The 14,108-nt window shown below is 45.0% G+C and carries 11 protein-coding genes; 7 read left to right on the top strand and 4 right to left on the bottom strand.

Translation table 11 applies throughout. The features are described 5' to 3' along the window. Positions 1 to 197: 197 nt before the first annotated feature. The 3 genes from L4C42_RS09690 to L4C42_RS09680 all read left to right on the top strand — a co-directional run bounded on the left by L4C42_RS09690 (position 198) and on the right by L4C42_RS09680 (position 3,957). Complete coding sequence (locus L4C42_RS09690; RefSeq protein ID WP_418642752.1) at positions 198 to 2,093, top strand: PTS mannitol transporter subunit IICBA; 1,896 nt, start codon at positions 198 to 200, stop codon at positions 2,091 to 2,093. Between the two features lie 131 nt (positions 2,094 to 2,224). Further along, positions 2,225 to 3,373, top strand: a complete 1,149-nt coding sequence (locus L4C42_RS09685) for a mannitol-1-phosphate 5-dehydrogenase (protein ID WP_418642753.1) — start codon at positions 2,225 to 2,227, stop codon at positions 3,371 to 3,373. 50 nt (positions 3,374 to 3,423) lie between these two features. Continuing rightward, positions 3,424 to 3,957, top strand: coding sequence for an MltR family transcriptional regulator (locus L4C42_RS09680; RefSeq protein WP_353499904.1), 534 nt, complete (start codon positions 3,424 to 3,426; stop codon positions 3,955 to 3,957). An 82-nt stretch (positions 3,958 to 4,039) separates the two neighbouring features. Here L4C42_RS09680 and L4C42_RS09675 read toward each other — a convergent pair whose 3' ends face one another. Genes L4C42_RS09675 through aguB form a run of 3 tightly spaced genes read right to left on the bottom strand, consistent with a single transcriptional unit; the run spans position 4,040 to position 7,424 of the window. Beyond that, complete coding sequence (locus L4C42_RS09675; protein ID WP_353499903.1) at positions 4,040 to 5,443, bottom strand: APC family permease; 1,404 nt, start codon at positions 5,441 to 5,443, stop codon at positions 4,040 to 4,042. Between the two features lie 8 nt (positions 5,444 to 5,451). Further along, on the bottom strand, positions 5,452 to 6,537 hold the full coding sequence (aguA, locus tag L4C42_RS09670; protein ID WP_353499902.1) for an agmatine deiminase: 1,086 nt from the start codon (positions 6,535 to 6,537) through the stop codon (positions 5,452 to 5,454). Then, complete coding sequence (gene aguB / locus L4C42_RS09665) at positions 6,534 to 7,424, bottom strand: N-carbamoylputrescine amidase (protein WP_429760284.1); 891 nt, start codon at positions 7,422 to 7,424, stop codon at positions 6,534 to 6,536. Before aguB ends, aguA begins: the two co-directional genes overlap by 4 nt. Positions 7,425 to 7,479: 55 nt before the next feature. On the opposite strand from aguB, the gene L4C42_RS09660 reads away from it, so the two are divergent. From L4C42_RS09660 to L4C42_RS09645, 4 genes are all read left to right on the top strand, one after another. Beyond that, a complete protein-coding gene (locus L4C42_RS09660; RefSeq protein ID WP_353499900.1) occupies positions 7,480 to 8,439 on the top strand; it encodes a LysR family transcriptional regulator in 960 nt (319 codons plus the stop codon). A gap of 171 nt (positions 8,440 to 8,610) precedes the next feature. Continuing rightward, on the top strand, positions 8,611 to 9,378 hold the full coding sequence (locus tag L4C42_RS09655; protein ID WP_353499899.1) for a DeoR/GlpR family DNA-binding transcription regulator: 768 nt from the start codon (positions 8,611 to 8,613) through the stop codon (positions 9,376 to 9,378). Positions 9,379 to 9,450: 72 nt separating this feature from the next. Next, positions 9,451 to 11,283 (top strand): glutamine--fructose-6-phosphate transaminase (isomerizing), encoded by a 1,833-nt coding sequence (glmS, locus tag L4C42_RS09650; protein ID WP_353499898.1) that lies wholly within the window; start codon positions 9,451 to 9,453, stop codon positions 11,281 to 11,283. Between the two features lie 370 nt (positions 11,284 to 11,653). Continuing rightward, complete coding sequence (locus L4C42_RS09645; RefSeq protein WP_418642755.1) at positions 11,654 to 12,820, top strand: hypothetical protein; 1,167 nt, start codon at positions 11,654 to 11,656, stop codon at positions 12,818 to 12,820. A 168-nt stretch (positions 12,821 to 12,988) separates the two neighbouring features. On the opposite strand, the gene L4C42_RS09640 is transcribed toward L4C42_RS09645, so the two are convergent. Continuing rightward, positions 12,989 to 13,948, bottom strand: coding sequence for an AraC family transcriptional regulator (locus L4C42_RS09640; RefSeq protein WP_353499896.1), 960 nt, complete (start codon positions 13,946 to 13,948; stop codon positions 12,989 to 12,991). Positions 13,949 to 14,108: the final 160 nt, after the last annotated feature.

Below are 14,108 nucleotides of genomic sequence, written 5' to 3'. Positions count from 1 at the left end.
GGCTGTGTAATTTATCAACGAGTGAATGATGTGACATGGATCACTGTTAATTTTGTTACTTTGAGTTGTGGTGGTGATCTAAGTCACAAAAGGTGCCGTTATGCGGACTTTTGGAAATCATGTGTTACTTTTTAATGGACTTTTGAATAAACATTTTTAGTCCTTTGGACATATTTTCTGATAACGAGGTTGATCTTATGCTATCTCCTGAAGCAAAAATCAAAGTACAAAACTTTGGTCGTTTCCTCTCCAACATGGTGATGCCAAACATTGGCGCATTTATCGCTTGGGGTTTGATTACTGCACTATTTATTCCGACTGGTTGGATTCCAAACGAAACGTTGGGTTCAATGGTTGGCCCAATGATCACTTACTTGCTACCACTACTGATTGGTTACACTGGTGGTAAGATGGTCGCTGGCGATCGCGGTGCGGTTGTGGGTGCAATCACTACAATGGGTGTGATTGTTGGTACCGACATCCCTATGTTTATGGGTGCGATGATTGTTGGTCCTCTAGGCGGTCTAGCGATTAAGAAATTCGACCAAGCGGTTGAAGGCAAAGTGAAGAGCGGCTTCGAGATGTTGGTGAACAACTTCTCTGCCGGTATCGTTGGTATGCTTTGTGCCATCCTTGCTTTCCTTGTGATTGGTCCTGCAGTGAAAGTGCTATCAACTGCGCTAGCAGCGGGTGTTGGCATGATGGTTAGCGCAGGTCTTCTGCCTCTAACTTCTATCTTTGTTGAACCTGCGAAAATTCTTTTCCTAAATAACGCAATCAACCACGGTATTTTCTCGCCACTGGGTATCCAACAAGCAGAAGAGATGGGCAAATCTATCTTCTTCTTGATTGAAGCAAACCCAGGTCCTGGTCTAGGTCTTCTACTTGCTTACATGTTCTTCGGTCGTGGCAATGCAAAACAGTCAGCACCGGGTGCAGCGATTATCCACTTCTTCGGTGGTATCCACGAAATTTACTTCCCATACGTACTGATGAACCCACGTCTAATCATCGCTGTAATCGCGGGTGGTATGACAGGTGTGTTCACTCTAACCATGTTTGATGCAGGTCTAGTATCTCCAGCATCACCAGGTTCAATCTTCGCGATTCTACTGATGACACCTAAGTCTTCTTTCATCGGTGTGATTCTGTCAGTGATTGCCTCTGCAACCGTTACTTTCTTCGTAGCATCTCTACTAATGAAAACGTCTAAACAGGATGACGAAGAAGAATCCCTAGAAAAAGCAGCAAGCCAAATGGCGAACATGAAAGCGGCGTCTAAAGGTCAAGCTGGTGCAGCTCTAGATCTAGCGGCAGTACGCAAAATCATCGTAGCGTGTGACGCTGGTATGGGTTCAAGCGCAATGGGCGCAAGCATGCTTCGTAAGAAAGTAGAAGCAGCAGGCCTTGGTATTGAAGTGACTAACCTAGCGATCAACAACCTACCTGATGGTGCGGACATTGTTATCACTCATAAAGACTTGACTGACCGTGCCCGTACTCACGCAGCAGATGCACACCACATTTCACTAGGTAACTTCCTAGATGGTGCTCTGTACGATGGTCTAGTTGCAGATTTAGTCAATGCACAACAAGCGGGTGCAGAGCCAAAAAAGCCTGAAGCACCAGCAAACACTAGCTCAAGTAATGAAGAAGGAACGCTTAAGCTATCAAATGAAAATATCTTCTTGGGCATGGAAGTGAAGACCAAAGAAGAAGTTATCAAGTTTGCTGGTGAGCAACTCGTAAAACTTGGTTATGTAGAACCGCAATATGTTGAAGGCATGTTGGCTCGTGAAGAGTTGGTTTCTACTTACCTAGGTGAGTCGATTGCAGTACCTCACGGCACTATTGAAGCAAAACAGTTCGTTAACAAGACAGGTATCGTGTTCTGTCAGTTCCCTGAGGGTGTTCAGTGGGGCGAGGACGAAGATGATGTCGCTAAGATGGTGATTGGTATCGCGGCGCAAGGTGATGAACACATTCAGGTTATCACGGCGATTACGAATTCACTTGATGACGACGAAGCTGTCGAATGTTTGAAGTCTACCACTAATGCAGAAGATGTCCTTCGCATCCTAAGTGGTAAGTAGCAGAAATGGTGATTATCACCTTGGCTTTGAGTCATAGCTCCTAAGTGAAACGAGACCAACAGCCCCCTTGTTGGTATCATTTTTGATTTTTTCTTTTTCTTTTTTTAATGAGTTATTTAGGAAGACGTCTTATGAAAGCATTACATTTTGGCGCAGGTAATATCGGTCGTGGCTTTATCGGAAAACTACTCGCAGATGCAGGCATTCACGTAACATTTGCTGATGTAAACGAAACCGTAGTTAACGCTCTGATTGAACGTCAATCCTACCCGGTAAAAATTGTTGGTGAAGATGTAGTAGTAGAAGAAGTGACAAACGTTACTGCAGTAAACTCAACCAGCAGCGATATCATTGACCTTATCGCTAACGTAGAGTTGGTAACGACAGCCGTTGGCCCAACGGTACTGAAGATCATCTCTAAGTCTGTCGCTCAAGGTATTGAAAAGCGCGCAGCAAATGGCAATACCACACCACTTAACATCATCGCATGTGAAAACATGGTACGCGGCACTAGCCAGCTAAAAGCGATGATCTTCGAGCACTTATCTGAAGATGTTCAAGCATTTGCAGAGGCGAATATTGGCTTCGTTGATTCTGCAGTAGACCGAATCGTACCGCCAGCAGAAGAGGGTGAAACGGATCCTCTAGCGGTAACCGTTGAAACGTTCAGTGAGTGGATCGTTGATCAAACTCAGTTTGTAGGTGACATTCCTGCGATTAAAGGCATGGAATGCACTGATAACTTAATGGCATTCGTTGAGCGTAAACTGTTCACGCTTAACACAGGGCACCTGATCACAGCTTACCTTGGTGTACTAGCTGGTCACGAAACCATTAAAGACTCTATTGAAGATGCAGCGATTCTAGCGGATGTGACTGCGGCCATGCAGGAAAGTGGTGAAGTATTGATCCGTCGTTACGGTTTTGATGTAGATGCGCATGCGGCTTACATTCAAAAAATTCTGGGTCGTTTTGCAAACCCATATTTACGCGATGAAGTGGATCGTGTTGGTCGTCAGCCAATCCGTAAGTTAAGCCCACAAGATCGCTTGATTAAGCCTCTTAACGGTACGCTAGAATATGGATTGCCAAATAGTTACCTACTAAAAGGTATCGCAGCAGCATTCCTTTACAAAAACGACGATGACCCACAAGCGGTTGAGCTTCAAGCTATGTTTGCGCAGCAAGGATTTGAAAAAACACTGGCTCATTATTCGGAGCTGAATGTTGATTCAGAAATTGTTACACTAGCGCACGAAGCGTATTTAGCGCTCAAATGATTCAAGCTGTTGGTGCCACGCAAGTGGCACCCTTTGTTTTAAGAGATGTTATGCCACTGCACCCGCCCAATGAAACTGAACTATTAGAAGCTCTGTCCGAAGCAAAGGACGCGAGTGAGTGTCTTATGGCCGCATATGATGCTATAGACGACACTCTCGATACCCTTATCAATAGTATTTTTCATAAAGACGACTACGCAGTGAAGTATGTTGTTGATCCTCTTCTTACCAGTGATGGTCCCTTAGGCGACATTCTTGTTCGCGCCAAACTGCTTCTCGGTCTTGGCGTAATTTCTAAAGAAGTGTTCGATGACATCGATATTTTTGTCACCTTGAGAGAGTGGACAAAACACCAAGAAAACAAGGTCAGCTTTACTGAAGTTGACGTTTTATTCGAGCTCAATAAAATCAGCGCCATTCAAAAGATGATGCCCATCGAATACGATGCCAGCATGACCGCAGGCCTTGATAAAGTGATGCTGGAAATGTATTTAGAGCGTCATTATCAGCGGGTGAAATCGACTATCATCCTTGCTATCACCGAAATGGTGAGCTCGCTGTGTAAAGATAACCCACTCGTTTGAGTGGGTTTTTATTTAAAGTGTCGAGCACTAATGATGTGATGATCTTAAGCTAGCTTTATTGAGTTATAGTCATTGAGTCATGTTAGCTCAATCTGGTCTCAGCAGCAGGCATCGACGCTACAGTTTTTTTTCGGTTGATGATTCCAAGTTCACCAATGAGTAGTGCGAGAAGAACGCCACTGCCGACTTGGGTAAGGAACGCCAGGTCAACGCCTTGAACTGGATGCCAAAAGAACGTTAGCACACCCAATCCTAAGAACACTGTTGGAACGATGCACGCGAGGGTAATCAGTAGCGGACTGCCTTTCATCCTATACACCCTTGGGGTGTTGTCTTTCATTCGAAGTCTCAAAAATGCTGGGAACATGATCATATATGACATGAGTAACGTGACCGCTCCAAGACTAAACACGTTCCAAAACAGATCTTCGTTGGCGCCTGTGGTAGCGATAATGGCATAAGCGATCATGACAATGGTAGAGACCACACCGTTCCATATAGCGGCTCCTTTTGCAACTCCGTATTTGTTGGTGGATTTAAAGCTTGCTGGCATGTCATTGTTCATAGCCGCATAACGTGCTACGTAGTTGACGCCCACAGACCAGTTGACGATATTTGAAATCAGCGTGAACAGAAACAGTACGCCCAGAACTTTCACTAATATCCCTGCAAACCCATCAACACCAAACAGTGCATCTAGCGACTCCATCAACCCAGCACTTGGATTGATGTCAGCCATTGGGATAACGGTAAGCACACCAAAGCTCGAGATAAGATAGAAGAAAGCAATCATCAGCCCGCCTAACATGGTAGCGCGAGGGATGTCCTTATCGGGATTTTTGAGAGCAGCCGCAGCGCCGCCAACCACCTCAAACCCTACCAGTCCGAACAGGGCTACAGAGATTAGCGATAAGCCAATATTGATATCTGGTACAAAGTGGGACAGTGATATTGGATTGGCACTGACGTTGCCGGTTGCCAAGTGATAGATGCCCGCTAAACCAATCATACCCATCACTGACACTTTGCAGGCTGCACCTGCGGTTGACACCCAACTGGATTCTGCCACTGGCTTCAACGATAGAATAACGGCAACCCAACTCATGGTGATAGAAACGGCTGCGATTTCGATGGGCGAAAATTCAATATTGAGTAATTGACCTAAGATTACGGCGAACAGATAGTATACGGCTGGGATCCACAGCGCAAAGTTTATCCAATAGATCCAGGCTGTTCTCGCTCCCCACTTGCGACCAAAAGCACGTTTTACCCAGTCATAGATGCCTCCATCCTGAGGGAAGGTGGTTGATAACTCAGCGGTGACTAATCCGTAGGGCAAAAAGAAACAAATTAGAATGATCAGCCACCAAACAAAGCCGCCTGGCCCTGCGGCGGCGGACGCAGCAACGGTGTCTATCACTAGTACCGTGCAGACTCCAAACAATACGGTTTCAAACAACCCCATTTTTTTCTCTTTGATATCCATATCAAACCTCAGATTTTAGGTATTTGTTGTGTAATACAGTGAATGTTGCCACCACCGAGTAATATCGCGCGAGCATCGATTCCTATGACCTGATGATCGGGGAACATTGCTGTTAGTTCTGTTTGGGCGCGTGGATCAGATCTTTCGCATAGCTTTGGATAGAGTACCAATTGGTTGGTTATCAAAAAGTTAGCGTAACTGGCGGCCAGTCGAGTACCGATTTGACGATCCATACCCTCGCAAGCGTCAAAGCCAAGCCCTTCTTGGTGTTGAATCGTTTGTGGTTCGGGCAGTGACAGCTTGTGCACTTTGATATTCCTTCCTCGTGCATCTTGGCTAGAGTTCAATAACTGGTATGCCTGTTGCGAGATTGCGTATTGGGGGTCACTCTCATCCTCAGTCCAGCTCAGTGCGATTTCTCCCGGTCGAACCACGTGCAATAAGTTGTCTACGTGTCCGTTGGTATCGTCATCCGCGTATAGTCCTTTATCTAACCAAATCACCTTTGTTGCACCAAGATATTGTTTGAGGTGGTGCTCTATTTGTTGTTGGCTGAGGTCGGGGTTACGGCTGGGATGCAGAAGGCACTCTTTGGTGGTATAGATTGTTCCTTCACCATCACAGTGGATAGACCCACCCTCAAGCACCAGTGGTGCTCGGTAAATCCTATCTTGATAACTGTTGGCGATTTTTCTGGCGACAGCATCATCCAGATCCCAAGGGAAATAAAGCCCATCGACGAGACCTCCCCAAGCGTTGAATTGCCAATCGACGGCACGTCTCTCTCCTGCGTTATTAACGAGATAAGTGGGGCCAATATCGCGAAACCAAGCGTCGTTCATACTCATTTCTGTGACGCGGACATTGTCATTTAATAGCAGTCGAGCGTGGTCAAATTGAGCAGCTGAGGCGCATACCGTCACATCGGTGTACTCGGCAATGGTGTTGGCCACATCGGCAAATGCTGTTTGAGCTGACTTCGCCCCCCAAGGCCAGGTGTCGGTTCTCTCTGGCCAACCCAACCAAACCGCTTCATGAGGTTGATGCTCTCCTGGCATATAGAAGCCATCTTGCTTTGGCGTGGTTAACATCATAGACGTGTCTCTTTAACTCGACCGTCTTGAGTCATAATTCGTTGATACTTCTCTGGCACTCGATCACGGAAGATCCCCCATGAGCCACGTTCACGCTCATAATCGGCAAGATCGAGAGTTTGGCATCGGTAGCCCGTCTCTGTTCGGTTTAATTCTTGGAGTTTCTCCCCAGTGTTGTCGGTAATAAATGATGAGCCAAAGAAAGTGATCTCTGTATCGGACGTAGTGCCCACTTCACGGCCAACTCGGTTTGAGGCGATAACCGGGATCTGGTTCGCAGCTGAGTGTCCTTGCATGACGCGTTGCCAGTGCGGTTGAGAGTCTAATTCTGGCTGTTTTGGTTCCGAGCCAATAGCCGTTGGGTAGAGCAGAAGTTCCGCCCCTTGCAGTGTCATGTCTCGTGCTGCCTCTGGGAACCATTGATCCCAGCATATGCCGACGCCTATCTTGGCATGTTTGGTGTCCCAAACCTTAAAGCCAGTATCTCCAGGTGAGAAATAGTACTTCTCTAGATAGCCAAAGGTATCAGGAATATGCGTCTTACGGTATACGCCAAGATTTGCACCGTCGGCATCGATTATCACGATGGAGTTATAGCGCACAGTGCCTGCTTTTTCATAGAAGCTAATCGGTAGCACCACGTTCAATTCTTTAGCAAGCTTAGAAAAGTGCTGTATGGCGGGGTTGTCGTCAACAGAGGTGGCTAGAGCAAAATGCTCTAGGTTTATATCGATACAGAAGTACGGCGTCTCAAACAACTCCTGCAATAGTATGATTTGTGCCCCATCTTTTGCAGCGGCGCGAACAAGTTGCTCTGCTTGGATGAGGTTTGTTTGCGCATCCCAACGACAAGCCATCTGTGTAATTGCAACGGTTACTTTTTTCATTGTTATTTATCTCCTTGATTAATAACAATGTAACTCCGGTACTATTATCAATATAATGTTATATTGTCATAAAGTTATGAGCCACATTCATAACAGAGAATGGATTTCTAATTGCTTAGCAAGGCACTCAATGGACATTAATCAACTAAAAATTCTTATAGCATTAGATGATGAGAGGAACATGACTCGAGCGGCCAAAAGGCTGTTTATTACTCAGTCGGCTGCAAGTCATTCCCTGTCAAAGTTGCGAGAACACTTTAACGATGAGTTGTTTGTGCGCACTAGCCATGGGATGAGTCCCACCCGATTTGTACAAACCTTGCTTCCAGCATTGAGGCAAGGGATACGCACCCTAGAGCGCTCCTTACAAACCGAAAAGGCGTTTGACCCTAGCATTGACTCGAAAACCTATTACATAGGTGCATGCGATTACTTTGAGTTCATCGCCATGCCAAAGCTAGCCAAGGATTTTTCCGCGAAGGCTCCGAATATTCGGGTTGCTGTTGATATCAATTCAGAGCATATAAAAATGGAGCGAGTAGAGAGTGGCCGCCTCGATCTCTACATAGGATTCGATGATGTACAAAAGGTACCACTTAACTTCAACAAGTACGCGTGGATAACCGATCCCTATGTTTGTTTGGCGCCAAAGGACAGTGATGTCGGCGATGAGCTTTCGTTGGTCGAGTTTGCCGCAAGCCCTCAAGTTCATCTACCAGTCGTCTCAAATGGCTCCGATGTGATCGACAATTGGTTGAAAGAACATGGACTGCATAGAAACATTCAGATGATAGCCCAGAGCTACGCAGTGGGGGGAATGATCTGTGCTGAAAGTGGTCTGCTATTCTGCGCCCCTTCGAATGTTGCTAAACAGCTTGTAAAAATGTTACCGCTAAAGATTATCTTATTGCCTGATGACGTTCCGCCTTTGCGGGTGAGTATCTTGTCACACAAGCTATATGATTATCATGACTCGACTCAATGGTTGATCAGCAAAATCCTAGACTTACGTTGACCATTAGCCATGGCACATACTGAATTCTCCATTTGTTTCGAAACGAAACTTATCTATACAAAAAATGGTCGTCCAAATGCGTTCTTATAAATAAAACACCGCAAATCTTGCTTGTTAACTTACGTTGTGAAATAATTTTCGCATCAGTTAAGTTTTGAAGCGAAAGTTAAAGTGAAAAAACGTAATACTCAGGTTCGACGCCATTCCATCGCCCAGCTTGTACAAGAACGCGGCGAAGTCAGTGTTGAAGAGCTATCGGCTCTTTTCGATACCTCTGAAGTGACGATTCGAAAAGATCTTACTTCGCTTGAAAAAAACGGTCAGCTACTGCGTCGCTATGGCGGTGCGGTTTCGCTTCCACAAGAGGCGGTCGACGAAGTGCTGAGTGAGTCGGTCGCTACCTCTGAAACGAAAGATAAGATTGCCGAAGCTGCTGTCGCTTTGATTAACGATCACTACCGCATTGTGGTCGACTGCGGCAGTACAACCGGCGCTTTGGTCTCTCGCTTGGGGGATAAAAAAGGTTTGGTTGTGATGACCAATTCACTTTCTCTTGCGAATGCGATTAATGAGCTGGAAAACGAACCTACGCTGCTGATGACAGGTGGTACGTGGGATGCGCATTCCGAGTCTTTCCAAGGCAAGGTCGCCGAATCCGTTCTGCGTTCCTACGATTTTGACCAGCTGTTTATCGGTGCAGATGGTGTCGACTTAGCCCGTGGCACAACGACGTTTAACGAGTTAATTGGCTTAAGTAATGTGATGGCCGAAGTCGCTCGCGAAGTCGTCGTCATGATTGAATCCGAGAAAATTGGCCGAAAAATTCCTAATCTAGAATTAGCGTGGGATGCCATTGATGTGCTGGTGACCGATCAAGGCTTAACAAAAGAGCAGAAAGCTCAAATTGAATCTAATGGCGTAAAGGTGATTTGCGCTTAAACGAATTATCCCTCTTTTATTGACTTGCTTGCGTTCATAGAGGGAAACAGAAACTAAAAATGGAGAATTGATATGTGTGGAATCGTAGGTGCGGTAGCACAACGAGACGTAGCGGAAATTTTGGTAGAGGGTCTACGCCGTCTGGAGTACCGTGGATATGATTCAGCGGGTGTAGCCGTTGTTGATGCTGATTTAGAGCTTAAGCGCGTTCGTCGCCTAGGTAAGGTTCAAGAGCTTGCTGATGCCGTTGATGCACAAGATGTGACAGGCGGTACAGGTATCGCACACACACGCTGGGCAACGCACGGTGAACCATCTGAAGCGAACGCTCACCCACACGAATCTGGTGATATCGCGGTTGTACACAACGGCATCATCGAAAACCACGAAGAACTGCGTGCAACGCTTCAAGAGCGTGGTTATGTGTTCCAATCTCAAACAGATACAGAAGTAATCGCTCACCTAGTTGAGTGGGAACGTCGCACGTCAGAAACACTGGTTGAAGCGCTACAAAAAACCGCAGCTCAACTTGACGGTGCTTACGGTACTGTTGTTGTTGACCGTAAAGACCCAAGCCGTATCGTTGCCGCTCGTTCTGGTAGCCCAATCGTTATCGGTTTTGGTGTTGGTGAAAACTTCCTAGCTTCTGACCAACTTGCGCTTCTTAGCGTGACTCGTCGCTTCATGTACCTAGAAGAAGGCGATGTCGCTGAGATCACTCGTCGCGACGTCAAGGTTCTTGATGTAGATGGTAACCCTGTAGAGCGCGAGATCACTGAATCTAATGCTGAACATGACGCAGGTGACAAAGGTCAATACCGCCACTTCATGCAAAAAGAGATCTTCGAGCAGCCTCGCGCGCTTATTAACACAATGGAAGGTCGTGTTACTGACAAAGCAGTAGTAACTGAAGCTATTGGTGTTAACGCGGTTGATATCCTTAAGAAGGTTGAGCACGTTCAAATCATCGCATGTGGTACTTCATACAACTCTGGTATGGCGGCTCGCTACTGGTTTGAGTCTATCGCTGGCGTAAGTTGTGACGTAGAAATCGCGTCTGAGTTCCGTTACCGTGACTTCGTTGTTCGTCCTAACAGCCTACTTGTGACGCTTTCACAGTCTGGTGAAACAGCCGATACGCTAGCAGCACTTCGCCTTGCGAAAGAGAAAGGTTACATGTCTGCAATGACTATCTGTAACGTAGCGGGCTCTTCTTTGGTTCGTGAGTCGGACTTTGCATTCATGACTCGCGCGGGTACAGAGATCGGTGTTGCTTCAACCAAAGCATTCACCACTCAGCTAGCAGCAATGCTGATGATGGTTGTGTCTATTGCTCGCCTTCAAGATCGCATGACAGAAGAGCGTGAAGCAGAAATCGTTAAGTCACTACACGAACTGCCTGCAAACATCGAGAAAGCGCTAGCGTTCGATAAAGAAATCGAAGCACTAGCAACAGACTTCGCCGACAAGCACCACACACTATTCTTAGGTCGTGGCGAGTACTACCCTATCGCGATGGAGGCATCTCTAAAACTTAAAGAGATTTCGTACATCCACGCTGAAGCATACGCAGCGGGTGAACTTAAGCACGGTCCCCTAGCGCTAATCGATGCAGACATGCCAGTTGTGGTTGTCGCACCAACTAACGATTTGCTAGAGAAGCTCAAGTCAAATATCGAAGAAGTACGTGCACGTGGCGGTCTGCTCTATGTATTTGCGGACGAGAAAGCGGGCTTCGAAGGCGACGAAAACATGAAGATCATTCAAATGCCTCATGTAGACGACATCATTGCGCCAATCTACTACACAGTGCCAATGCAGCTACTGTCTTACCATGTAGCATTGATCAAAGGTACTGACGTTGACCAACCACGTAACCTAGCGAAAGCGGTGACGGTTGAGTAAGGCTTCGAGAAATCTCTTTTTGATGTAGGAAGACAATAAAGTCTGATCATATACACAAAGATTGATCGTCTTTAACCTCCGGCTAAGTATATTTTAGTCGGAGGTTTTTTATATCAGATAGATAAGCCATTCAATAAGAAAGACCAAAAGTGTTTAGATTAAAAGTGGGGTAAAAGGACAGGGCAGGGCTATGGTTCTAAGGAGTGACCTATGCAGAAGTATTCTCCGATCTACTTAATCAAACACACCGACCATCGCAAAAATCATCCCTGATTACACCAAAAACAGACATGTTTTTTCCAAGGTGATTACCCTATATTTGACCTATAAACTTAATGCAATTATCACCGAAAGAAGTAGAGGGATAGCAATGGATTCAGAGAAAACGTGGGCAAATGATGCTTGGAAAAGTGTGTTTGAGAAAGTCAAATTTACCAGCGAAGACATTTCAGTACAGTTTCCTTCCATGACATCGGAAGGTTGTTATGAAGATACCCACGCACCTTGGGCGTGGGTTGTCGGCTTTTGGCCTGGCTTGCTGTGGTTGCTGTATGAGAAAGAGCACTACCAACCGTTCAAAGACATTGCCATAGCACGTGAGAAGACCATGGATGGCCCACTCGATGAATATGTTAATATCCACCATGATGTTGGCTTTATGTGGCAACTTACTTCGATCAAACAGTATGAATTGTTTGGCAACGAGCGCTCTAAAAATCGCGCACTTAGAGCCGCAAGCCATTTGGCAAGCCGATTTAATATCAATGGGCGTTTCTTAACTGCTTGGAACAAGAATGATGTAAGTGCTGCAGACCCGAGAGGTTTGAGTATTATCGACAGCATGATGAACTTGCCCCTTCTGTACTGGGCTGCCGATCAACTCGATGCACCGCGGTTCAAACTGATTGCCATGGCGCATGCTGATACAGTGCTTAAAGAGTTTATTCGGCCAGATGGTTCAGTAAGGCATATGGTTGAGTTTGACTATATGACTGGCGATGTAAAAAGTTACTACGGTGGTCAAGGTTACAATGAGGACTCAGCTTGGAGTAGAGGCGCATCGTGGGCAGTTCATGGCTGTGCACTGAGTTATAAATATACCAAAGAGCCAAGATACCTTGAAGCGGCCATGAGAACCGCTGATTTCTTTATTGATCAGTTACCAGAAGATTCAGTTCCACATTGGGACTTTAGAAGTCCAAGGGATGAAAATACGCCAAGAGATACCTCGGCCGCAGCGTGTGCTGCGAGCGGTATGCTTCTCATCTCTGAGCTTATTGAAGATGAAACAAAGAAAGCACATTACTTTGATGCCGCTAATCGAATCCTAAAGAGTCTTTATGACAACTACTGTACGGTAGGGGACGATGGCCAGCAAGGAATTTTGACTGGCGGGGCGTTTAATTGCCCTAAAGGCTTGGGTGTCAATTGCTCCTTGATTTATGGTGACTACTACTTTGTAGAAGCTTTATCGAAACTGGTGACAAAGCTATCGTCTGAGAAAGAAGCATCGATCGCAGAAGAAACAGCGATCTGATAATTAGTAATGAAAAGTAAACTCTAAATTAAGATACATGAACAAGAACGCCCGATATATAGTATCGGGCGTTCTTGTTTTCACTTTGATTTGAATGTGACTCTTAGTTGATTAGAAAGAACCGATTAAACAAAACCATAAAAAATAGGATTGTAGTAAAACTAAGAATCAATGAGTATTACGATACTCTCTAGGAGAGACTCCAAACTTGGCTTTAAACTTCTTATAGAAGTCACTGGTATTCGAAAAACCCACCTCTATTGCGAGATCGTTAATGCTTATATTCCGAATCTTAATAATCTCACAGAATTTATTGAACCTAATTTCCCTAAGCAGGTTGTTAAATGTCACTCCACTTTCTTTTTTAATTAGCTTGGACAAATTATAGTTTTTCATTTTTAGCTGATCAGAAATCTCATTCAAGTTGGCCGTTTTTAGGTTCCTCTCCATATAAGTAATGACTTTACAGAGAACACCTTGATCATAGGAAACCTTTTCAATTCTTTTCGGATCTTCTTGTGTTAGGTCAAGCACAAGGATACCAAGCAAGAACTTGACGCGAGGCTCCATTAAATCTTCATTACCATCAAGTTCTGATAGCATTTCATTAAGAGACCCCTCAAGTCGGCTTTTTCCTTTGGTAGAAAAAATAAGTGCTGAAGTAGCGGATTTCTTGAAGACTACATCGGTAAAGAAGTTAGATAAATTACAAGATTCATTGATGAATTCAAATATATAGCTGAAGAACTTCTTGTGAATTATAAAATTTACTATTATATCATCATCACCGGTCGGGTATATTTCGTGAGTGACACCGGGCCCCAAAAACAAGAGATCTCCCTTTAAAAGCTCTACTTCTTCATTTTCGACTACTTGCACTGACTTTCCGTTTAAGACATAACATATCTCAACATAGTCATGGCTGTGCGCAGGGTAGTGTATAAAACGAGTATGCTTCCTGATAGATATCATTTTTCCAGAAGGGCACACCTTATCAAAGGATATTACGTTACGGTATCTATCGGTAAAAATGCTACTATCGATACCAGATTTCTTATGGATGATACCCTCTTCCTCAAAATTGGTAGACTTCATTTTTTCCATGAAGTCATACAGCCCTCTATCCATAATCAACCTCACTCAGTGCTCAGTTCTACCCCTGTAGTGTGATGCAAACTTTGACTTACTTACGATCAAGATTTGCCACACATCGTATCCAATCCAAATATACACTCAAAACCAAAAAAAATTTGAACCAGTGGTTTAATTGTGATTTTGGTCAACAATA

Source organism: Vibrio wakamikoensis (genome assembly GCF_050337275.1).
GTDB classification, from domain to species: Bacteria; Pseudomonadota; Gammaproteobacteria; order Enterobacterales; family Vibrionaceae; genus Vibrio; species Vibrio chaetopteri.
The sequence above is the reverse complement of the archived record's forward strand: the minus strand, read 5'-3'. Positions and strand labels throughout refer to the sequence as shown.